Source organism: Paraburkholderia sp. FW306-02-B (assembly GCF_058782725.1).
Genome location: NZ_JBYSXZ010000001.1, coordinates 2528294 through 2550155, shown reverse-complemented (window position 1 = coordinate 2550155; position 21862 = coordinate 2528294). Strand labels below are relative to the sequence as shown.

15 protein-coding genes and 2 pseudogenes are annotated in these 21862 nt (G+C 62.2%); 11 read left to right on the top strand and 6 right to left on the bottom strand.

Annotated features, from left to right (window positions below):
- Window positions 1–167 precede the first annotated feature (167 nt).
- Together AC3WOG_RS11255 and AC3WOG_RS11250 are read right to left on the bottom strand one after the other, a co-directional pair.
- Entirely contained in the window at window positions 168–2339 is a 2172-nt protein-coding gene (locus tag AC3WOG_RS11255) for a malate synthase G (RefSeq protein WP_492578069.1), read from the bottom strand.
- Between the two features lie 89 nt (window positions 2340–2428).
- Window positions 2429–2833 carry a heme-binding protein gene (locus tag AC3WOG_RS11250; protein WP_492578068.1) on the bottom strand — a complete coding sequence of 135 codons (405 nt, stop codon included), beginning with the start codon at window positions 2831–2833 and terminating at the stop codon, window positions 2429–2431.
- A 207-nt stretch (window positions 2834–3040) separates the two neighbouring features.
- Here AC3WOG_RS11250 and AC3WOG_RS11245 point away from each other — a divergent pair, with 207 nt between their 5' ends.
- Entirely contained in the window at window positions 3041–3910 is an 870-nt protein-coding gene (locus tag AC3WOG_RS11245; protein ID WP_492578067.1) for an MOSC domain-containing protein, read from the top strand.
- Between the two features lie 69 nt (window positions 3911–3979).
- Here the strand turns inward: AC3WOG_RS11245 and cobA are convergent, their stop codons facing one another.
- Window positions 3980–4792 (bottom strand): uroporphyrinogen-III C-methyltransferase, encoded by an 813-nt coding sequence (gene cobA / locus AC3WOG_RS11240; RefSeq protein ID WP_492578066.1) that lies wholly within the window; start codon window positions 4790–4792, stop codon window positions 3980–3982.
- Between the two features lie 682 nt (window positions 4793–5474).
- On the opposite strand from cobA, the gene nirB reads away from it, so the two are divergent.
- The 7 genes from nirB to AC3WOG_RS11205 all read left to right on the top strand — a co-directional run bounded on the left by nirB (window position 5475) and on the right by AC3WOG_RS11205 (window position 15891).
- On the top strand, window positions 5475–8015 hold the full coding sequence (gene nirB, locus AC3WOG_RS11235; protein ID WP_492578065.1) for a nitrite reductase large subunit NirB: 2541 nt from the start codon (window positions 5475–5477) through the stop codon (window positions 8013–8015).
- Window positions 8016–8048: 33 nt separating this feature from the next.
- Complete coding sequence (gene nirD, locus AC3WOG_RS11230) at window positions 8049–8402, top strand: nitrite reductase small subunit NirD (RefSeq protein WP_492578064.1); 354 nt, start codon at window positions 8049–8051, stop codon at window positions 8400–8402.
- 53 nt (window positions 8403–8455) lie between these two features.
- Window positions 8456–12640 (top strand): bifunctional nitrate reductase/sulfite reductase flavoprotein subunit alpha, encoded by a 4185-nt coding sequence (locus tag AC3WOG_RS11225; protein WP_492578063.1) that lies wholly within the window; start codon window positions 8456–8458, stop codon window positions 12638–12640.
- A gap of 202 nt (window positions 12641–12842) precedes the next feature.
- Window positions 12843–14210: an MFS transporter gene (locus AC3WOG_RS11220; protein WP_492578062.1), complete on the top strand. Its 1368-nt coding sequence runs from the start codon at window positions 12843–12845 to the stop codon at window positions 14208–14210.
- Between the two features lie 98 nt (window positions 14211–14308).
- Window positions 14309–14983, top strand: coding sequence for a type IV pili methyl-accepting chemotaxis transducer N-terminal domain-containing protein (locus AC3WOG_RS11215; RefSeq protein WP_492578061.1), 675 nt, complete (start codon window positions 14309–14311; stop codon window positions 14981–14983).
- 85 nt (window positions 14984–15068) lie between these two features.
- The gene (locus AC3WOG_RS11210; protein WP_492578059.1) at window positions 15069–15542 is read left to right on the top strand and encodes an SRPBCC family protein; all 474 of its coding nucleotides are present in this window, start codon (window positions 15069–15071) and stop codon (window positions 15540–15542) included.
- Window positions 15526–15891 carry an ArsR/SmtB family transcription factor gene (locus tag AC3WOG_RS11205; protein ID WP_492578058.1) on the top strand — a complete coding sequence of 122 codons (366 nt, stop codon included), beginning with the start codon at window positions 15526–15528 and terminating at the stop codon, window positions 15889–15891. The genes AC3WOG_RS11210 and AC3WOG_RS11205 overlap by 17 nt, the downstream gene beginning before the upstream one ends.
- 81 nt (window positions 15892–15972) lie before the next feature.
- Here the strand turns inward: AC3WOG_RS11205 and AC3WOG_RS11200 are convergent.
- The 3 genes and pseudogenes from AC3WOG_RS11200 to AC3WOG_RS11190 form a co-directional block, all read right to left on the bottom strand.
- Window positions 15973–16218 (bottom strand): annotated as a pseudogene (locus AC3WOG_RS11200) (porin); the annotation flags it as partial.
- A complete protein-coding gene (locus AC3WOG_RS11195) occupies window positions 16219–17025 on the bottom strand; it encodes a lysozyme inhibitor LprI family protein (protein WP_492578057.1) in 807 nt (268 codons plus the stop codon).
- A 64-nt stretch (window positions 17026–17089) separates the two neighbouring features.
- Window positions 17090–17269: pseudogene (locus AC3WOG_RS11190) on the bottom strand (porin); the annotation flags it as partial.
- 285 nt (window positions 17270–17554) lie between these two features.
- Here AC3WOG_RS11190 and aldA point away from each other — a divergent pair.
- The 3 genes from aldA to AC3WOG_RS11175 all read left to right on the top strand — a co-directional run bounded on the left by aldA (window position 17555) and on the right by AC3WOG_RS11175 (window position 21818).
- On the top strand, window positions 17555–18991 hold the full coding sequence (gene aldA / locus AC3WOG_RS11185; RefSeq protein ID WP_492578056.1) for an aldehyde dehydrogenase: 1437 nt from the start codon (window positions 17555–17557) through the stop codon (window positions 18989–18991).
- A gap of 149 nt (window positions 18992–19140) precedes the next feature.
- Window positions 19141–20511, top strand: a complete 1371-nt coding sequence (locus AC3WOG_RS11180) for an MFS transporter (protein ID WP_492578055.1) — start codon at window positions 19141–19143, stop codon at window positions 20509–20511.
- 89 nt (window positions 20512–20600) lie between these two features.
- Window positions 20601–21818, top strand: coding sequence for a mandelate racemase/muconate lactonizing enzyme family protein (locus AC3WOG_RS11175; protein ID WP_492578054.1), 1218 nt, complete (start codon window positions 20601–20603; stop codon window positions 21816–21818).
- Window positions 21819–21862: the final 44 nt, after the last annotated feature.

The following is a 21862-nucleotide window of genomic DNA, read 5'->3' as shown; positions in this document are numbered from 1 at the left end:
ATTGAGCGGCTTGAGAGGCTCAAGCGCTCGCGCCGCAACCGATCCACGTAGCAGCGACGTGCGGCAGCAACGCGCACATTAAAAACGGGCGCCGCAAACCACGCGGCGCCCGCCTTTCTTTTCAGCCCCGGGCTCGAGCATCGCTCGGGCGGCGGCTAAAACACCCTTTAGCCCTTCTTCACTTCCAGCCGGAACTTGTGCAGCAACGGTTCCGTGTAGCCGCTCGGCTGCGCGCGCCCTTCGAACACCAGCGCCTGCGCGGCCTTGAACGCCAGCGAGTCGAAGTTCGGCGCCATCGGCGTGTAGTGAGGATCGCCCGCGTTCTGCCCGTCGACCACCTTCGCCATCCGCTTGAAGGTTGCTTCGATCAGCTCGCGCGTCACCACGCCGTGATGCAGCCAGTTGGCGATGTGCTGGCTGGAAATGCGCAGCGTGGCACGGTCTTCCATCAGGCCGACGTTGTGAATGTCCGGCACCTTCGAGCAGCCCACGCCCTGATCGATCCAGCGCACCACGTAGCCGAGAATGCCTTGCACGTTGTTCTCGAGTTCGCTGCGGATCTCGGCATCGCTCCACTTCGCGGTTTCGACCACCGGAATCGTCAGCAGGCCGTCGAGCAGTTCGTCGCGCACGGTCGAATAGTCCGTGCGTTCCAGTTCCTGCTGGACCGCTTGCACGTCGACCTGGTGATAGTGCAGCGCGTGCAGCGTCGCGGCGGTCGGCGAGGGCACCCATGCGGTGTTCGCGCCGGCCTTCGGATGGGCGATCTTCTGTTCGAGCATCGCGTGCATCAGGTCCGGCATCGCCCACATACCCTTGCCGATCTGCGAGCAGCCCCGCAGGCCCGCGCTCAAACCGACCAGCACGTTGCTGCGCTCGTATGCGGTAATCCATGCGCTCGACTTCATGTCGCCCTTGCGCATCATCGGACCGGCTTCCATCGCCGTGTGCATTTCGTCGCCGGTGCGGTCGAGGAACCCCGTGTTGATGAACGCAACGCGCGCCGACGCTTCGGCGATACAGGCGAGCAGGTTGACGCTGGTGCGGCGCTCCTCGTCCATGATGCCCATCTTGATCGTGTTGCGCGGCAGCTTCAGCAGGTCTTCGACGCGTGCGAACAGTTCGCTCGCGAACGCGACTTCAGCCGGGCCATGCATTTTCGGCTTCACGATATAGATCGAGCCGGTGCGCGAGTTCAGCTTGTGCCGACGGTCGTGCAGTGAGCACAGCGCGGTGATCACCGCATCGAGAATGCCTTCCGGAATCTCTTTGCCGTCCTGGGTCAGCACGGCCGGATTCGTCATCAAATGACCGACGTTGCGGATGAACAGCAGCGAGCGGCCATGCAGTGTCAGCGACGATGAACCTTCCGCGGTTTTATATTCACGATCCGCATTCAGACGGCGCGTGAAGGTCTTGCCGTTCTTCGTGACCGCTTCGGTCAGATCGCCGTTCATCAGGCCGAGCCAGTTGCGATAGAGCTGGACCTTGTCGTCGGCATCGACGGCGGCCACCGAGTCTTCGCAGTCGATGATCGTGCTCACCGCCGCTTCGACCAGCACGTCCTTCACATGTGCCGAATCGGTCTTGCCGATCGAATCGTTCGCGTCGATCTGGATGTCGACGTGCAGGCCGTTGTGCTTGAGCAGCACAGCGGACGGCGCGCCGGCTTCGCCCTGATAGCCGATAAACTGTGCCGGCGTTTTCAGTTCGGCCGTGCCGCTCTTCAACGCGACGACCAGTTTGCCGCCTTCGACGCTATAACGCGTTGCATCGGCATGCGAGCCGTTCGCGAGCGGGGCGGCCTGATCGAGAAACGTGCGCGCATAAGCGATCACCGCGGCGCCGCGCACCGGGTTGAAGGCCTTCTGCTGTTCGGCGCCGTTGGTCTCGGGGATCGCATCGGTGCCGTACAGCGCGTCGTACAGGCTGCCCCAGCGCGCGTTCGCGGCGTTCAGCGCGTAGCGCTGGTTGGACAGCGGCACCACGAGTTGCGGGCCGGCCTGTTCGGCGATTTCGGTGTCCACGTGGTCGGTCGTGGCTTTGACGCTCGCCGGTACCGGCACGATATAGCCGATGCCTTCGAGAAAGGCGCGATACGCACGCGGATCGCGCACTGGCCCCGGATTGGCGCGATGCCAGTTATCGAGTTCCGTTTGCAGACGGTCGCGCTCGGCCAGCAACGCACGGTTTTTGGGCGCCAGCTCGTGCACGAGGGCGTCGAAACCTGACCAGAATGCAGCGCTGTCGATACCGGTGCCGGGCAGGGCTTCCGTTTCGACGAACTGGTCGAGGTTGGCGGCGACTTGCAGTCCACCGCGCGGGTTCATCTGAGTCATCGACTGCTCCATCTGAATGGGGCCGATGTGGGGGCATCGGCCCGCGTTGTGCTTCTGTTTAGCTTCTTCTATTGTTGCCGCGAAATAAATCAGGCGGCGATGCTTTGAATCCCCGCGCGGGCGATCTGCGCGTCCTGATCCGACTTGACGCCCGACACGCCCACCGCGCCGACCACCTGGCCGTCGACGATCACCGGCACGCCGCCTTCCAGCGTGCCTTGCAACGGCGCGCTCAGGAATGCGGTGCGGCCGTTGTTGATCATGTCTTCATATACCTTGGTTTCGCGGCGGCCAAGCGCCGAAGTGCGGGCTTTTTCCGTCGCGATGTAGGCGCTGGCCGGGGCGCTGCCGTCCAGACGCAGCAGCCCGAGCGGATGGCCGCCGTCGTCGACCACCACGATAGCGACGGCCCACTGGTTCTTCTCGGCCTCCGCACGGGCGGCTTCGAGGATTCGGGTGGTTTCGGCAACGGTCAACACGGGTTTGCTCAGCATAATGAATTTCCTGTCTCGTTTATGGTAGGGATGCTTCTACAAGTTCTATCCAGTGGCGCACCGGAGTACGCCCGGCGCCGTTGTTGTTTTTCTTGCCCGAGCGCTACGCTTGTGGATTTTACGTCCATTTTTCGCGTGACCGGCTCTCGCCGCGCAGAGCCTTTACAATCGATCCCTACGACAAAAAATATCGCCGGCTCCCACACCATGCCTACTATCAGCGAGCTTTACGTCTACCCGATCAAATCGTGCGCCGGCATTGCGCTGAACAAAGCGCGCCTGCTCGCCACCGGCTTCGAATACGATCGAAGCTGGATGGTGACCGACCCGAGCGGCGCGATGCTCACGCAGCGTGCGTATCCGCGCATGGCGTTGATCAAGGTCGCGCTCGCCGGGCATGAGTTGGTGATCGGCGCGCCGGGCATGAACGAACTGTGCACACCGCTCGACGCGGCCGGACTCGCCGCGCCGCAACCGGTGCAAACCACCGTCTGGAATGACGCGGCCCACGGGCTCGACACCGGCGAGCCCAGCGCCGCATGGTTTTCGACGTTTCTCGGCGTGCCGGCGCGGCTGTTGCGCTTCGATCCGCGGCGCGAGCGGGTCGTCGATCCGGAATACACCGGCGAGATCGGCGCAACCACGCATTTCGCCGACGGCTTTCCGTTGCTGGTGATCGGCCAGGCCTCGCTCGACGATCTGAATACCCGCCTGAACCGCAAGGGCGCGCCGTCGATTCCGATCGACCGGTTCCGGCCCAACGTCGTGTTGACGGGGCTCGATCCGTACGAAGAGGACTATGTGGTAAGCCTGAGTGTCGGAGGCGAAGCGGAGGCAGTGCAATTGCGTCTGGTCAAACTGTGCTCGCGCTGTCCGATGCCGACCATCGATCAGACCAAAGGCGCGCCCGACCCCGACTGGCCGAACGAACCGACCGACACGATGAGCGTCTACCGCGCGAATGCGCAACGCGGCGGGGCGTTGACGTTCGGCAACAATGCGATCGTCGCGCGTGGAGCAGGGGCATGGCTGCGCGTCGGGCAAGACGTCGAAGCCGAGCTGGGGTTCGGCGACTAGGTTTGGGCCGATGAGTTGGCCGATTCGTTGACCGACGGGCTTACGTGTGTCCGTGCTTCATGTGGAGGTTCATGCGGCTTGCGCAATCGCTTCGCCCGCAGCCTGGCCGTTGACCACATCCACCGACTCGTTGCTCGATTCATTGCTCCACTCAGTCCCGCGCTCGACGCTCTCGCCGACCGCGCGCCCCACCAGAATCACCGCAGGACTGCCGAACCCCGCGCTCGCGGCTTCGGCGGCGAGTCTATCCAGGCGGGTCAGCAAACGTCGCTCGTTCACTGCGCCCGCCCATTGGACGACGGCGGCCGGCGTATCGGCAGGCAGACTCGCCAGCAACGCCGCGGCGAGACTCTCGATGCGCCGCATCCCCATATAGATCGCCAGCGTGGTGCGGGTCGCGGCCAGCGCGGCCCAATCCGGTTCGCCGTGATCTTCGGTGTGCGCGGTGACGAAGCTCACGCCGTGGCAATGGCGGCGATGCGTCAGCGAAATGCCGAGGCTCGCCGCCGCCGCGAAACCCGAGGAGATCCCGTTGACGATCTCCACCGGAATCCGCGCGCCGCGCAGTGCCGCGAGTTCTTCGCCGGCGCGGCCGAACAGCAGCGCTTCGCCACCTTTGACGCGCACGACATGCAAGCCCTTGAGCGCATAGCGCTGCATCAGGCGTTCGATGAACGCTTGCGGCGTCGAACGGCAACCGCCGCGCTTGCCGACGCGAATCACACGCGCCTGCGGCGCCAGCGAGACGATCTCGGGATTGGCGAGGTCGTCGAGCAGCACGACGTCGGCGGCTGCCAGCGCTTTGGCGGCTTTGAGCGTGAGCAGGTCGAGCTCGCCCGGGCCGGCGCTCAATAAGGTGACCTTGCCTGTGGTTGTCTTCATCGCGATGTCCTTAGCTTCTGTGTGGGTCGACGTAGTCGTACTTATTGTCAGCGCCAAATAAAAAACGGCGTCCGCTCGTGATGGTCACGAGGGGACGCCGTTGTCCGTTTGCTGCTCACTATCTTTAAGCGGAGCGAAACACTGCGCTGTGCTTCGCTCGGGTTTCATGCGGGTTTTATGCACTCGCGGCTGCGTTGCCGGAAGGCTCGGCACACACTCATGCAAGTACTACGCCATCACGCGGCAATGCACGCCCAACCCTTGCCACGCTTCGCCGGCAGGCCGGGAAATGCACCGGAAACGCACCGTTCGCGTGCTTGCCCCTCGCACGTGCGCAGTGCTGCGTCGCACCACCCGAGTGCCTGGCTGCATCAAAACGCGTCGCGTGCCGCGTTCGCCGCACGCGCGTGCCATTCGCCACAAACTCCCGCGCCGCGGCCTTGCAGCAGGCATTTCTCGCAATTGGCACGGCCTTTGCGTTAAGCCTTGCCATCGGATCAACGTGGATCCGGCGCGAGTGCAACAACACAGTGCTCGCTGCATCACAGGTTTGGACAACGGCGTCCCCCGAATTCAGTCATCGACTGGGTTCGCGGGACGCCGTTTTTTATTTTCGGAATCGCTTTCGCGCACCAGCCAACCGGCAGCGATTCAAGCCCAGCACATTGAGGAAACGGCGGTCATGAAAATCATCGTTATCGGTCACGGGATGGTCGGCCACAAACTGGTCGAATGCCTGGCGCAAGACGCCGCGCATGGCCTCGATATCACCGTGCTGTGCGAAGAATCGCGGCCTGCGTACGACCGCGTGCATCTGTCCGAATTCTTCGCGGGCAAGTCGGCGGACGATCTCTCGCTGGTCGAGCCGGGTTTCTTCGAACGCCAGAACGTGTTGCTCAAGCTGAATGCGAAGGCGGTCGCGATCGACCGCGACGCGCGTAGCGTGACGGTGTCGACCGGCGAGACGCTGCCGTACGACAAGCTGGTGTTCGCCACCGGCTCGTATCCGTTCGTGCCGCCGGTGCAGGGCCGCGAACGCGCCGACTGCTTTGTCTACCGCACCATCGACGACCTCGAAGCGATGCAGGAATGCGGCGCGCGCTCGAAGACGGGCACGGTGGTCGGCGGCGGTCTGCTCGGCCTCGAATGCGCGAAGGCGCTACGCGACATGGGCCTGCAAACCCACGTGGTCGAATTCGCGCCGCGCCTGATGGCAGTGCAGGTCGACGACGGCGGCGGCCGCGTGCTGCGCAGCAAGATCGAAGAGCTTGGCGTGACGGTCCACACGCAGAAGAACACCACGGCGATCGTCGACGGCGAGGATGGCACGCACCGCATGCAGTTCGCCGACGGCAGCCATCTCGACACCGACATGATCGTGTTCTCCGCCGGCATTCGTCCACGCGACGATCTCGCGCGCGCGAGCGGGCTGACGCTCGGCGCGCGCGGCGGCATCGTGATCGACAACGCGTGCCGCACGAGCGACCCGCACATCTATGCGATCGGCGAGTGCGCGCTGTGGAACGGTCAACTGTTCGGCCTCGTTGCGCCGGGTTATGAAATGGCGCGCGCGGTGGCGAAGCAACTGCTCGGCGACTCGGCAGAATTTGCCGGCGCCGACATGAGCACCAAGCTCAAGCTGATGGGCGTGGACGTCGCGAGCATCGGCGATGCGCACGGCAACACGCCGGGCAGCCGCGCATATCAGTTCAGCGACGAGCGCAAGCAGGTCTACAAGAAGCTGGTGGTGTCCGAATGCGGCAAGTATCTGCTCGGCGGCGTGATGGTCGGCGACGCGAGCGAGTACGGCAGCCTGCTGCAGATGATGCTGAACCGCATCGAGTTGCCGGAAGCGCCTGAATTCCTGATCCTGCCGCAATCGGATGGTCAGGCGAAACCGGCGCTCGGCGTCGAGGCACTCCCGGCAGGCGCGCAGATCTGCTCGTGCAACAACGTCTCGAAGGGCGACCTGTGCGCGGCGGTGTGTTCGGGCGCGACCGACATCGGCGCGCTCAAATGCGCGACCAGGGCAGGCACGTCGTGCGGCGGCTGCGTGCCGCTCGTCACCCAGGTGATGAAAGCCGAGATGAAGAAGCAGGGTCTCGCCGTCAACAATCATCTGTGCGAGCACTTCCCGTATTCGCGCCAGGAGCTGTATCACATCGTGCGTGTCGAGGGCGTGCGCAGCTTCGGCGAATTGCTGGCGAAACACGGCCACGGTCTTGGCTGCGATATCTGCAAACCGGCGGTGGCGAGCGTCCTCGCGTCGTGCTGGAACGAATTTGTGCTGAAGAAGGAGCACGCGTCGCTGCAGGACACCAACGATTACTACCTCGCCAACATCCAGCGCGACGGCACCTATTCGGTCGTGCCACGCATGCCGGGTGGCGAAGTCACGCCCGACGGCCTGATCGCAGTCGGCCAGGTCGCGAAGAAATACGGGCTCTACACCAAGATCACCGGCGGTCAGCGGGTCGACATGTTCGGTGCGCGCGTCGAGCAACTGCCGTTCATCTGGGAAGAACTGATCGCCGCCGGTTTCGAATCGGGCCATGCGTACGGCAAGTCGCTGCGCACTGTGAAGTCCTGCGTCGGTTCGACGTGGTGCCGCTATGGCGTCGGCGATTCGGTGGGCCTCGCGGTCGAGATCGAGAACCGCTACAAGGGCCTGCGCACACCGCACAAGATCAAGTTCGGCGTGTCGGGTTGCACCCGCGAATGCGCGGAAGCGCAGGGTAAGGACGTCGGCATCATTGCCACCGAGAAGGGCTGGAATCTCTACGTATGCGGCAACGGCGGCATGAAACCGCGCCACGCCGAACTGCTCGCGTCGGACCTCGATAAAGAGACGCTGGTGCGCTACATCGACCGCTTTCTGATGTTCTACGTGCGCACCGCCGACCGACTGCAACGCACCAGCGTGTGGCGCGACAACCTCGAAGGCGGCCTCGCGTATCTGATCGACGTGGTCGTCAACGATCGCCTCGGTGTCGCGGCGGAACTCGAAGTCGAAATGCAGCACGTGGTCGACACCTACGAAGACGAGTGGAAAAAGGCCGTCACCGATCCTGAAACGCGCAAGCGCTTCCGTCACTTCGTCAATAGCGATCAGGCCGACAGCACCGTTACGTTCGTCGAGGAGCGCGGCCAGATCCGGCCCGCGACGCCTGTTGAGCGGCAATCGAAGCTGGCGGCGATTGCCGTCGTTGTCGAGACCGTCTGATTCATTTTTCGCCATTTACCGAGGACTTCCGCGATGAACAACGACCGCCTGCCGCGCACCTGGACGCCGATTTGCCCGCTCGACGACATCGTTCCCAACACGGGCGTTTGCGCGCTCGTCAACGGCGAACAGGTGGCGGTATTTCATGTGAGCGACGGCGCCACGAACAACAGCGTGTTCGCGATCGAAAACTTCGATCCGGGTTCGCAAGCCGCCGTGCTCTCTCGCGGGCTGATCGGCAGCCTTGGCGAGCGCCTCGTGGTCGCCTCGCCGATCTACAAGCATCACTTCGATCTGCGCACCGGCGAGTGTCTTGAAACACCGGAATATGCCGTCAGCGCGTTTGCTGCGCGGGTGGAAGACGGCCAGGTGTGGGTCGCGGTCTGAGCCGCTGATTATTCCGCTGACTATTCCCTTTTCTTCGAACGATCTCACGCGACATGGCGAGCAATAGCGTAAAAACCGTGTGCCCTTACTGCGGCGTTGGCTGCGGAATGGTGTTGCACGTCGAGGACGGCCAGGTCGTCAAGATTTCCGGTGACAAGGAGCATCCGGCCAACCTCGGACGGCTGTGCACGAAGGGCCAGTCGGCACACGTCGCGTTGCGCAAGTCGGGACGTCTGGAAGGCGCGTTCGTGCGCCACGCACGCGACCAGGACCCGGCTCCGCTGCCGATGGCGCAGGCGATCAGCAGCACGGCGGCGCGCTTGCGCGGTCTGCTCGACGAACACGGGCCGGACGCGCTGTCGTTCTATGTGTCCGGTCAGATGTCGATCGAGGCGCAGTATCTCGTCAACAAGCTCGCGAAGGGTTTTGTCGGCACCAACAACATCGAATCGAATTCGCGGCTGTGCATGGCGAGCGCGGGCAGCGGCTACAAGCTTTCGCTCGGCGCGGACGGCCCGCCGGGATCGTATGAAGACATCGACCACGCCGATCTGTTTTTCGTGATCGGCGCGAATATGGCCGACTGTCATCCGATTCTGTTCCTGCGAATGATGGATCGCGTGAAGGCGGGCGCCAAACTGATCGTCGTCGATCCGCGCCGCAACACGACCGCCGACAAGGCCGACCTGTTCATGCAGATCAAGCCGGGCACCGACCTCGCGTTGCTCAACGGCTTGCTGCATCTGCTGCATCAGAACGGTCATACGGATGCCGAATTTATCGCCGAGGCCACCGAAGGCTGGGACGAGATGCCCGCGTTCCTCGCCGACTACACACCGGAGAAGGTCTCCGGGATCACGGGTCTCGCCGTCGAGGACATCCATAAAGCCGCGCAATGGATCGGCACCGCGCCCGAATGGATGAGCTGCTGGACCATGGGCCTCAATCAAAGCACGCACGGCACGTGGCATACGAACGCGATCTGCAACCTGCATCTGGCTACGGCCAGGATTTGCCGTCGCGGCAGCGGACCGTTCTCGCTAACGGGCCAGCCGAATGCAATGGGCGGCCGCGAAATGGGCTACATGGGTCCGGGCTTACCGGGCCAGCGTTCGGTGCTCGTCGAAGAAGACCGCGCGTTCATCGAGGACCTGTGGGGTATTCCGAAGGGCACACTGAAGCGCGAGACCGGCAACGGCACGATCGATATGTTCGCGCGCATGGCCGCGGGCGAGATCAAGGCGTGCTGGATCATCTGCACCAATCCGGTGGCGAGCGTCGCGAACCGTAGTAACGCAATCGCCGGTTTGCGGGCCGCGGAACTGGTGATCGCCCAGGACGCGTTCCTCGACACCGAGACCAACCGTTACGCCGATGTGCTGTTGCCCGGCGCGCTGTGGGCCGAAGCCGAAGGCGTGATGATCAACTCGGAGCGCAATCTGACGCTGATGCAGAAGGGCATCGAGCCACCGGGCGCCGCGTTGCCGGATTGGCAGATCATCGCGCGCATCGCCTGCGAAATGGGTTTCGCCGACGCGTTCAGCTACACGAGCGCCGAACAGGTGTTCGCGGAAATCACTCGCGCGTCGAATCCGAAAACCGGCTACGACCTGCGCGGTGCGAGCCATCGCCGTCTGAAGGAAACGCCGCTGCAATGGCCGCTTGCGTCGGAAGACTCGGGCGAGCGCAACCCGGTTCGCTATCTCAACGACGGCGTCAGTCAAACGCTGAAGGAACGGCCCGACGGCAGCCGTCCGCGGTTCGTGTTTCCGACCGCAAGCGGCAAGGCGGTGTTTTTCGCACGTGCTTATGCGGCCCCCGCCGAATTGCCCGATCGGGAATTTCCGATCGTGTTGAACACCGGCCGCTTGCAGCATCAATGGCACACGATGACCAAGACCGGCAAGGTCGCGATGCTCAACAAGCTGAACCCGGGGCCGTTCGTCGAGATTCATCCCGAAGACGCCGCCACGCTCGGCATCAAGCCCAAAGACCCGGTCGAGATTCGCTCGCGCCGCGGCCGTGCGGTGTTGCCCGCGGTCGTCACCGAACGGGTGAGCGCCGGCAACTGCTTCGCGCCGATGCACTGGAATGACGTATTCGGCGACGACCTGTGCATCAACGCCGTGACGAGCGATGCAATCGATCCGGTCTCGCAGCAACCTGAACTCAAGTTCTGCGCGGTCGCGCTGAGCCCGGTTGCGCTCGACACGATCGCGCCGACGACATTCGACACCCACGACGAGACGCTCGCCGATGCTTCTCGCGCATCGGCAAATGCAACGCCTGCGAGCGCCGAGGAGCCGGACATGCCCCGTATCAATGCACTCACCAGTTTGCTGCAGATTCCGCAGACACCGGCGCCGTCGTTCAACGAGGCCGAACATGCCTATCTCGCCGGTTTTGTCGGCGGGCTGCGCTCGGCTGAAGCACAGGGCCTCGATAGCGTGCCGATCCTGCCGCCCAGCGCACCGTTTAATGCTGCGACGCGCCTCTATGTGGACGGTTTGCTCGGCGGGCTGTATAGCCGCAGCGGACTGAACGCGGCGTCGCGCGGCGCGCCTGCGCCGCAGACAGACGAGGTGTATTCGTCCGCGGTGCGCATCGTGCGTGTGCGGCCCAAGGTGACATTGTTGTGGGCCTCGCAAACCGGCAATACCGAATCGCTCACCGAACGTTACGCCACCCGCCTGATGGAATCGGGCTTCGAGATCCGCACATCGTGCATGGAGGACTACCCGGCCTCGGCGCTCGCCAAAGCGCAATACGTGCTGCTGATGACGAGCACCTACGGCGACGGCGATCCGCCGGATAACGCGCAAAGCTTCTGGACGCAATTGGCGAGCGACGCCGCGCCTCGTCTCGACGGCGTGCACTACGCCGTGCTGGGGCTTGGCGATCGCAACTACGACCAGTTTTGCGGCCATGGCCGCCGCCTGGATGAACGCCTTATGGCTCAAGGCGCGCTGCGTCTTCTCGATTGCACCGACTGCGATAGCGAGTACCAGGAGATCGCCGACGCGTGGCTCGAACGGATCATCGTCCGCATCAAGGAAGAAGATGCCGCGCTGTATGCGGTACCGCGAGACGGCATGATCAATGCCGTGGTGCCGGGCGTCGTGCCGACTAAAACGCGACCGGCCGCGTCGCGTCTGGTGAAGAACCTGAAATTGAACAAGCAGGGCGCCGTGAAGGATACCCGCTACTTCTCGCTGAACACCGGCGACTCGGGTCTCGAATACGAAGTCGGCGATGCATTGGGCGTATGGCCAAGCAATTGCCCCGAATTGGTCGATGAATTGATCAGCCTGAGCGGTCTGAGCGCCGACGCCGCCGTGAACGTGTCCGGTGCCGGTGAAATGCGCCTCGCCGATGCACTCGGCAAGCACTACGAAATCGCCCGTCCGAACCCTGACGCACTCGCATTCATCGCGTCGCGCAGCCGCAACGGCGCGCTGCGCGATCTGCTGGCGCCTGAGCGCAAAGCCGACCTCAAGCAATGGCTGTGGGGACAACAGCTCGCCGATGTGCTGCATGAATTTCCGGTGGACCTGACGGCGTCCGAATTGACCGGCATGCTCAAGCGCCTGCAGCCGCGCCTGTATTCGATCGCATCGAGCCCGAAGGCGCATCCGGGCGAAGTCCATCTGACGGTTGCCGCGGTTCGCTATAGCAACGGCCGCCGCAATCGCAAGGGCGTCTCGTCGACCTTTCTCGCCGACCGCGCGGGCGACGTGAACGTGCCGGTGTTCGTGCAGAAGTCCGCACACTTTCGCCCACCCCGCGGTTCGGACACGCCGACGATCATGGTCGGTCCCGGCACCGGCGTTGCACCGTTTCGCGGCTTTCTGCACGAGCGGCGTGCACGCGGCGATAAGGGGCGCAACTGGTTGTTCTTCGGCGAGCAACATGCCGCGACCGATTTCTACTATCGCGACGAACTCGAAGCGCTGCGTGACAGCGGCGTGTTGACCCGGCTCGATGTCGCGTTCTCACGCGATCAGACGGAAAAGATCTACGTGCAGGACCGCATGCGCGAGCAGGGCGCGCAACTCTGGTCATGGCTCGAAGACGGTGCGCATTTCTATGTATGCGGCGACGCAGGCCGGATGGCGAGAGATGTCGACGCGACGCTCAAGGAGGTGGTCGCCCGGCACGGCGGCATGAGCGAGGAAAAAGCGCTCGAGTATGTGAGCCGCCTCGCGCAGGAAAAGCGCTACGTACGTGACGTTTACTGATGTTTATCGACGTTTCAGCGCGCCGTAAAAGAGCACGGTTTCAGGTTTCAAAAAAGTAGGCAGGAAGGTATCAGCAGACGGTTTCGGATGGCATGAACGTTGCATGACCAGACCGGTGTTCAACATCGCGACCATTCCGGTGCGCAGTGCGCCAGCGCAGTGTGCCAGGTCCGCGAACAATCAGCATATGTGAGGATGTCTAATGAAAAACTTGTTGAGCTCCCTGAAAAGCGGGGACTGGCGCGCGCTAGTGGCGTGTTTCCTCTATTTCGACACCGGCTTCACCGTCTGGGTGCTGTACGGGCCGCTCGCGCCGTTCATCAGCAAGAGCATTACGATGACGCCCGCACAACAGGGCTTGCTGGTCGCGGTGCCGGTGCTGTCGGCGGCGATTCTGCGCGTGACGCTCGGTAACCTGTATCAATCGGCGCATGGCAAGCGCATCGCGCTGATGGGCGTGCTGCTGTCGGCGGTGCCGACGATCGTGCTGCCGCTGTTGCCGTCGGTGCCGTCGTACACATTGCTGCTGGTGCTTGGGGTGTTTCTCGGCGTGGGCGGTGCGAGCTTCGCGGTAGCGCTGCCGATGGCCGGCAGCAACTATCCGCCGAAAGTGCAGGGCCTGGTGCTGGGTCTGGCCGCGGCCGGCAACATCGGCGCGGTGCTGGACGGCTTCCTGTTCCCGCAGCTGGCAACCCATTTTGGCTGGCAGGTGGCGACCGGCGGCGCACTGCCGTTGCTCGCGATCGCGGCCATCACGCTGTACTTCTGGGCTAACGATTCAGGCGTGAAGTCGGGCAGCGTGCTGCGCGCGTTCGGCAGTTTCGCGGTGACGTTTGCCGGTTTGATCGTGCTGGTGCTGCTGGTCGAAGCGGGCATGTTCGGCTCCGGCAAGACCGGTGTGCTGCTGTTGCCGGTGATCGGCGCGCTGCTGGCGATCGCGGTGCTGCCGCACCGTTATCGCACGGTGCTGGCCGAGCGCGATACATGGGTCATCATGCTGGTGTACAGCATCACGTTTGGTGGTTTTGTCGGCATGTCGTCGTACGTGACGCTGCTGTTGACCAACCTGTATCAGCTGTCGAAGATCGACGCAGGTTTGTTCATGGCGCTGCTTGCCGCGACCGGCGCGATCGTGCGGCCGCTCGGCGGGCTGATTGCGGATAAGGTGTCCGGCGTGCGCGCGCTGACGTTCCTGCTTGCAGTCATTTCGCTGGCCGACTTCGTGTTCGCCGCGGCGATGCCGTCGCTGACCGGCGGGATTGCGTTGCTGCTGTTGCTGTACGTGGCGTTCGGTCTCGGCAACGGCGCGACGTTCCAGCTCGTGCCGCATCGCTGGGCCGGGCGCACCGGGCTGATGTCGGGCATCGTGGGCGCCGCGGGCGGCATAGGCGGCTTCTATCTGCCGGTCGTGATGGGTATCGCGAAGGAAAGCACGGGCAGCTATCAGATGGGCTTTGCGACCTTCGGCGCGCTGGCCGCTTGTGCGTTTCTTTCGATCGTCGTGTTGCGCCGTCCGTGGATGGCGTGGTCGATGCAGACCAGCGTGATTCACGCGCACGCAACGGAGTAAGGCAACCTTGAACATCTGTGCTGTGCGACTGCCTTCACAGGTCGCACAGCGCGGATGCCGGGCACCGCACCGGGGCTAATCGAATCATAAGAACAAATATGAGCATCACGAGAGAACGGGTTCAAATACCGTCGTCCGAAGCGGACGTCGCGAGCGAGGTATTGAGCTCGTTGATCAACATGGCAGGGCGTCAACGCATGCTTTCCCAGCGCATCGTGTTGAAGGCGATGCTGGCGTTCCAGCAGTTCGACGGCGCGCTCACAATTGCACGCGATACATTGGGTACGTTTGCGGACAGCCACGCGGCGCTCGTGCACGGCCGCGACAGGTTGCCCGGACTTTTCTCGCCGGCGCTCCGTGACGCATTTCATGGCAGCGACAATGTCGCGAAGAAGATCGCGGACTTTATCGCGCTGGCGTCGATGGCGCTCGAGGCGATCGAGCGTTCTTCACCACGCGCGGATGAGGCGTTGAGGGCGTTGATCGAAACGGTCGATCCGTTGCTGACACATCTGCATGGTGTGACCGCCGTCTATGAGCAGGAAAGCCGGCGGATTGCGCGAGCGCAGAAAAAAGGCCAGCAGGATCTGATCGACCGGATCAAGGCGATTGCGAAGGAAGCGCATATCGTGTCGTTCAATGGCCAGATCGTGGCGAGCCGCGCGAATGTGACCGGCCGCGAGTTCGCGGTGGTGGCCGGTGTGATGACCTCCATCACGCGTGAACTGGAAGCTGTGGTGAGCGCGTTTGTGAAGAAAACCTCGGCGGGGTGAGGCCGCAGTGCAGCTTTGAAAAATACGCAGTCGAACACTTGCATGTTGCCGCCGGCGTGTCTAATATGCAGCCAGGAGGCTGCATATGAACTCATCATCGGACACATCGACGGATCGCATCGAAAAGCAGATTCTGCTGAAGGCGCCGCGCGCGCGGGTCTGGCGCGCGTTGTCGAACGCCGAGGAATTCGGCAACTGGTTCGGCGTGGATTTCACCGGCAAGCGTTTTGTCGCCGGCCAGTCCGTGCAGGGCCACATCACCTATCCGGGCTACGAACATGTCGTCATGGACGTGGTGATCGAGCGGATCGAGCCGGAGCACCATCTGTCGTGGCGCTGGCATCCGCACGCGGTCGATATGTCGGTCGACTATTCGCCGGAGCCCATGACGCTGGTCGTATTCGAGCTAACGGAGCGCGACTCCGGCACCTTGCTGAAGGTGGTCGAATCGGGCTTCGATCAGATTCCTGTGGCGCGCCGTCAGGAGGCATTCCGGATGAATAGCGGCGGGTGGGAGCATCAGTTGCTCAACATCGAAAAGCATGTCGACAAGGGCTAAACCGGCGGTCAGCCACGCACGTTTGAAGACGGCGGCGTTGCGCAGTTCCGCGCAGATTTTCGCGGCGCTCGGCGACGAGACGCGGCTGCGCCTGATCGCCGTCTTGTGCGCGGGCAGTGCGATGTCGATCGCGCAACTGACCGCTGGAACGGCGATCACGCGGCAATCCGTGACCCAGCATTTGCAGGTGCTGGCCAATGCGGGCCTGGTGCGCGACGTCAAGGTCGGCCGTGAACGCTTGTGGGCGTTCGAGCCGGCGCACCTCGAAGAAGCGCGGCGCGCGCTCGACGCGATCGCCGTGCAGTGGGATCACGCGTTGCTGAAACTGAAGGCGGTGGTGGAGGAGTGAGGGCGGTAGCGCCGCCGGCGAACCATTCGACACGTGAACAGGCTGCAAAATTGAACGCCGGCGCCATGTCATTAACGCCTGGAACTTGTGGCGCAGTGCAACCCGCACCGCGAACTGATTGCCCGTCGACGATGGCACCTGTACGCCCGGAATGAACGCCTTGTCGAGAATTGAGTGGGTCGAGTCGCCCGCGACCTTCTGATATTCGCCCTGCACGTAGATATCGGTTCGTTTGGACAGGTTGTAGTCCGCCATCAAGCCTACGGAGTGAATTTTCGGCTTCACGCTGCCCGTAGAAGCGTCATACGTTTCCATCGTGTACACGTACTATTTCAACGGTAGGTTGGCAACGACATTGCGTAGCTGTTCGGCACGTCGGCTGTTGAGTTCCGTCACACAAGCTAGTCGGCCCATCTCATGCGCATTGCCAGCTCCACCGCCACTTAACGAAGCTGAAAATTCACACTGAGCCTCGCGGTACTTGGGAAATGCTTTGTTTGATGCAATCAATCCTGCTTTTGCCAAACTAACGTACTTATTGTCTTCATCCCATTTAGTCAGTGAGATGCCTACCGTCTCTTCGGCTTGTTTCAAAACTGCCTGACTTTCAGCTGCTTTTTTGGCAAGGCAATCTCGCATGCCGGCTTGTGAGTAGGCGCTACATCCTTCATACAGATCTTTTTCGGTTTGAACGGCACCTTGAGGAGCAGCGTAGGTCAGCGACGGCAAAGAGAGTGCGAGACTCAAAGTGATCAGCTTTATTGTGTGCATAGGGAGGTTTTTCCGTTGCGAATCAAACTTAATGCATAGTCCAGTTTCCTCGCATAATTTGGGTCTCGCTGCATTGAGTTGTAACGCAGCGCAATTGAAGTCGTGGATAGCGGTCGCCAGCCCGTAATGACATGGAGAACCGACGCCTTCTGGTATTTCAGGATTTGTCCAGGCCGCAAAGCGTTGGCCGTTGGATTCAGTTTCTTCAACATATCCGGCGGTTCCCGCAAGGTGCCGATTGTATTCATTGACCGCCATCTGGATTTCACAATCCCACGCGTTCCATCTGGTGTCCTCGAGTGCCGTGTTGACCCCATCCTGCCATTTTTCATAGCCCGTCTTCGGCGGTAATTGAACAGCCATATCAGTCCTTCCTTGGGTTGAACTAATCGTATCGTCGGAATCCGAAGCAGTGTTGTTCCAAAAACGATCGATACACATAGCCGCTCGCCATCTCCCAGACCGCGCCACGCCCGGCATTGTTTGTGTAGTCGATGCCTTCGTCGAGCACGCCGTACAGCCTCACGCTGCTTTGAGCGAAGGCGGGCGCGGCGGCCAACGAGGCGAGGGCGGTAAGCGCCGCGGTGGCGATGACATTCTTTTTCATTGAAGAGTCCAGACGGTGGTAATGAGCAGGCCAGGATTTTTCGATCGGGTTCGAAAGGCCCGGAAGCCCGCTGCTTTTTGGCAAAGCCCGGATTCTGCTATTCGGGATGGGAAACGCGTATGAGGCTCATCCCTGGATAAACGTGATTTTTTCGAATGTTTGTCCCGCAAATTATTCGCTTGTGGCGCGCTGTGCCGAGGAGAAAAATTCGCTCCATGCGCCATCGGCATGAAGCTCATAGCCGGAGGTAATGCGCTTTTGCACCACGCCTTTCAGGAGACGACCATGCGACTCGATCGCAATTTTGCTAACGGCCGGTTTATTGAACCTGGCACCGAATCCGCTAGCGACGCGCTCATCGCTGTCTACAATCCGGCGACCGAAGCCGTGATTGCCCACGTCACGGGCGCTTCGAAGGCCGAAGTGATCGCCGCGGCCGACGCCGCAGCAGCCGCGCAAAAAGCGTGGCGCAAGCTGCCCTCGGCCGGGCGCGCGGTCTATCTGCACAAGCTCGCCGATGCATTGACCGAATGCGCGCCCGCCATCGGCGCGGCACTGGCGCTGGAGTCGGGCAAGAGCGTTGCCGACGCCACCAACGAAGCGATCTACGCCGGCCAGATCACGCGCTATCACGCCGAATGGGCGCGCCGTATCGAAGGCGAAGTGATTCCGAGCGATACGCCCGACGAAAACCTCGTGCTGCACCGCGAGCCGATCGGCGTGGTCGCGTGCCTGATTCCGTTCAACTATCCGGTCTATACGTTCATGCGCAAGGTGGCGCCCGCGCTGATCGCCGGCAATACGGTGGTAGTCCGCCCGAGCAACAACACGCCGACCTCCGCGTTCGAGATCGCCCGCGCGGTTGAACGCGCAGGCCTGCCCGCAGGCGTGGTCAACATTCTCGCGATGAATCACGCAACCGCCGAAGCGCTCTGCACGCATCCGAAGGTCGGCATGATCACACTGACAGGCAGTGTCGGCGCGGGCCGCAAGGTGCTCGAATACTGCAAGGCGAACATCGCCAGGCCGTCGCTGGAATTGGGCGGCAAGACGCCGGCGATCATCGAGGCGGATGCCGATCTGGAAAAAGCCGCGCGCGATCTGGTCGTCTCCAAAACCACCCATTGCGGCCAGCTTTGCACGGCGATCGAGCGCGTCTACGTTCAGGAAAGCGTGCATGACCGCTTCGTCGCGCTGCTGAAGAAACACATGAGCGCGGTGGAGATCGGCGACCGCAGCGAGCAACCCTCGCTGATGGGCCCGCTCGTCAACGAAGCGTCGCGCCAGTCGATTCACGCGATGGTCGAGCGTGCGCTCGCCGCGGGCGCCACGCTCGAAACCGGCGGCAAGCTGCCGCAAGGCAAGGGCTTCTTCTATTCGCCTACCTTGCTGTCGAACTGCCGGCAGGACATGGAAATCATCCAGGAAGAAACCTTCGGTCCGATCATGCCGGTCGTCAAATACCGCACGCTCGACGAAGCGCTGGAGATGGCCAACGACCATCAATTCGGTTTGTCGTCGGTGCTCTATACCGAGAACTATCGCAGCGCCATGAAGATCGCCAACGGCATCGAAGCGGGCGAACTGTATGTGAACCGCACGCCGGCCGATCCGTATCAAGGTTTCCACGCGGGCTGGAAGCGTTCGGGCCTCGGCGGCGACGACGGCAAGCACGGCATGCTCGAGTTCACGCAGACCCGTCTCGTGGTGATGAAGTACTGATGAACTGTCGCGTGCCGGGATCGCAATCAACGGCACGCGCTTTTCCTGAAACCCGCAGAAACGCAGCAAGCAAGCTAAACCCATAACAAAACCATATTGGAGATCCGGCAAACCGGTAGACCGGCGCTGTGTCTCTCAGGAGCGCTCAAGTGTCATCTCAACCCGTTCGAACCACTGCGTCGCTCGCTTTAAGCGAGCACGAAGCCGCACTGCAAAACAGCAAGGCGCAACGCTACCTGCAGCTCATGTTGCTGGTGCTGGCAGCCGGTGCTATTTACCCGATTCTGTATCTGCGGCAGGTCTATCAGCCGACGATGCTCGAGGTGTTTCACATCACCGATAGTCAGCTTGGCTATCTGTATTCGTCGCTTGGCACGATTTTTCTGCTGAGTTATCTGCCGAGCGGCTGGCTCGCCGATCGCATCGCGCCGCGCCTGTTGATCTGCTTTTCGCTGATCGCGACCGGCGTGCTGGGCTTGTGGTATTCGACCGCGCCGTCGTTCCAGGTGCTGATGGCGATCTTCGGCGGCTGGGGTCTGTCGACCGGATTGACGTTCTGGGCCGCCGTCATCAAGCGCGTGACGATGATCGCCGGCACGCATGAGCAGGGTCGCTTCTTCGGTTTGCTCGACGGCGGGCGAGGCCTGATCGAAGCGATGCTCGCGACCGTCGCGATCACGCTGTTCGCGTGGTTCACGCAGACCAAAGGCGAGCCGGTTGCGGCCGGTTTCAAGCTGGTCGTCTACATGTACGCGTTTCTTTGCATCGCGCTCGGTGTGGTGCTCGCGCTGATCAAAGACCCGCAAGGCGCCGAAGACGCCGCGACCCATCGCGCCGCGCGCAAGCGCGGCAACGTGCTGGTCGATCTGAAAACGCTCGCGACGATTCCCGAGTTATGGCTCGTCGCCGCAATCGTGTTCTGCGGCTATCAGGTGTTCTGGGCGACCTACAGTTTCTCCGCGTATCTGCATGAAGGCGAGATCGGTTTGACGGTGGTGATGGCCGGCACGATCACCACGCTCAAGCTGTGGATGCGGCCGATCGGCGGCATCGGCGGGGGCTTTCTCGGCGACCGTTATTCGAAGGTGTCGGTGCTGGTGATTGCGCTCTTTCTCGCGGCGTTGTCGCTGCTCGGCCTGATGGCGGCGCCGCGTATTGCCAGCCACGTGCTGCTGGTGTTCCTCGTGCTGTTCATCGGCATTCTGACTTACGCGATTCGCGGCCTGTACTGGTCGCTGCTGGATCGCTGCCACGTCCCCGTTGAAACGATGGGCCTCGCGATCGGCCTGATCTCCGTGCTCGGTTATTCGCCGGACGTGTTCCTGCCGCTGATCAACGGCTATCTGACGCAGAACTTCCCGGGCGTCTTCGGTTACCAGCTTTACTTCGGCTATGTGGCCGCAATGGCGGCGCTTGGCGGCTTCGCCGGCCTTGCGCTGAGAAACATGCATGGGTTCGGAGTAAGCGCTAAAGCGCTAACTCCGATCGACAGCGTTGCATGGGATCGGAGTAAGCGCTAAAGCGCTAACTCCGATCGACAGCGTTGCATGGGTTCGGAGTAAGCGCTAACGCGCTAACTCCGATCGACACAGGAAAGGAGGGTGTGTAAATGAAAGTCGTCTCACTCGAAACGCATATCGTTGCCGTACCGCCGCCGCATCTCGGCGGCATGTACTGGATTTTCGTCAAACTGAAGACCGACTGCGGTATTGAAGGCGTCGGCGAAATCTACTCGGCGACGTTCCATCCGAACGCGATGACCCACATCATCGACGATGTATTCGGCCGCTATCTGCTCGATAAGGATCCGCACCATATCGAGCGGCTCTGGCGCGAAGCGTATTCGAGCGGCTTCACGCAACGTCCCGATCTGACGATGATGGGCGTGGTCAGCGGGCTGGAAATGGCGTGCTGGGACATCATCGGCAAGGCCGCGAACAAACCGGTCTATGAACTGCTCGGCGGGATGGTGAACCAGCGTCTGCGCTCGTACACCTATCTCTATCCGAAGAACAGCTGCGGCGAATACGACTACGACGATCCCGACCTCGCCGCCGAATGCGCGGCCGAGAACGTGAAGCGTGGCTTCACGGCGGTCAAGTTCGATCCGGCCGGGCCGTACACGGCGTATTCGGGTCATCAACTGTCGATGGAAGTGCTCGACCGCTGCGAAACCTTCTGCCGCAAGGTGCGTGAAGCGGTCGGCAGCAAGGCCGATCTGCTGTTCGGCACGCATGGGCAGATGGTGCCGTCATCCGCGATCAGGCTTGCCAGGCGCCTCGAAAAATACGATCCACTGTGGTTCGAAGAGCCGGTGCCGCCGGGCCAGCAAGGCGCGATGGCGCAAGTCGCGCAGCACACCAGCATTCCGATCGCCGCTGGCGAACGCCTCACCACCAAGTACGAATTCTTCAAGCTGCTCGAAGCGGGCGCGGCGTCGATTTTGCAATTGAACGTGGCGCGCGTGGGCGGTTTGCTCGAAGCGAAGAAAGTGGCGACGCTCGCCGAGGTGTATTACGCGCAGATCGCGCCGCATCTGTACAACGGGCCGATCGGCGCGGCGGCCAGTATTCAGCTGGCGACCTGCACGCCGAACTTCCTGATTCAGGAAAGCATCGGTACGTGGGACGGTTTCCATGCGGCGATATTGAAGAAGCCGATTCAATGGGAAGACGGCTACATCATTGCCTCGCAGGAACCGGGCTTAGGCGTGGAGTTGAACATGGAAGTGGTCAGGCAACACACGCCGTACACCGGCGAGCGTCTGCATCTGCAGATGGCAGCGCTTCCGGCCGACGTGAAAGACCTCGCGCCGGCCAGGGGTTGAACCCGGGTTCAACCTTTTGTACGCATTCACTGGATTGAGCGCCG

Excerpts from the sequence above, each read along its gene's own strand:
- aldA (WP_492578056.1), top strand. The coding sequence starts at position 17,555 with ATGCGACTCGATCGCAATTTTGCTAACGGCCGGTTTATTGAACCTGGC.
- AC3WOG_RS11225 (WP_492578063.1), top strand. The coding sequence starts at position 8,456 with ATGGCGAGCAATAGCGTAAAAACCGTGTGCCCTTACTGCGGCGTTGGC.
- AC3WOG_RS11205 (WP_492578058.1), top strand. The coding sequence starts at position 15,526 with ATGTCGACAAGGGCTAAACCGGCGGTCAGCCACGCACGTTTGAAGACG.
- nirD (WP_492578064.1), top strand. The coding sequence starts at position 8,049 with ATGAACAACGACCGCCTGCCGCGCACCTGGACGCCGATTTGCCCGCTC.
- AC3WOG_RS11195 (WP_492578057.1), bottom strand. The coding sequence starts at position 17,025 with ATGGCTGTTCAATTACCGCCGAAGACGGGCTATGAAAAATGGCAGGAT.
- AC3WOG_RS11245 (WP_492578067.1), top strand. The coding sequence starts at position 3,041 with ATGCCTACTATCAGCGAGCTTTACGTCTACCCGATCAAATCGTGCGCC.
- AC3WOG_RS11215 (WP_492578061.1), top strand. The coding sequence starts at position 14,309 with ATGAGCATCACGAGAGAACGGGTTCAAATACCGTCGTCCGAAGCGGAC.
- AC3WOG_RS11175 (WP_492578054.1), top strand. The coding sequence starts at position 20,601 with ATGAAAGTCGTCTCACTCGAAACGCATATCGTTGCCGTACCGCCGCCG.
- AC3WOG_RS11220 (WP_492578062.1), top strand. The coding sequence starts at position 12,843 with ATGAAAAACTTGTTGAGCTCCCTGAAAAGCGGGGACTGGCGCGCGCTA.
- AC3WOG_RS11250 (WP_492578068.1), bottom strand. The coding sequence starts at position 2,833 with ATGCTGAGCAAACCCGTGTTGACCGTTGCCGAAACCACCCGAATCCTC.
- AC3WOG_RS11210 (WP_492578059.1), top strand. The coding sequence starts at position 15,069 with ATGAACTCATCATCGGACACATCGACGGATCGCATCGAAAAGCAGATT.
- AC3WOG_RS11255 (WP_492578069.1), bottom strand. The coding sequence starts at position 2,339 with ATGACTCAGATGAACCCGCGCGGTGGACTGCAAGTCGCCGCCAACCTC.
- nirB (WP_492578065.1), top strand. The coding sequence starts at position 5,475 with ATGAAAATCATCGTTATCGGTCACGGGATGGTCGGCCACAAACTGGTC.
- cobA (WP_492578066.1), bottom strand. The coding sequence starts at position 4,792 with ATGAAGACAACCACAGGCAAGGTCACCTTATTGAGCGCCGGCCCGGGC.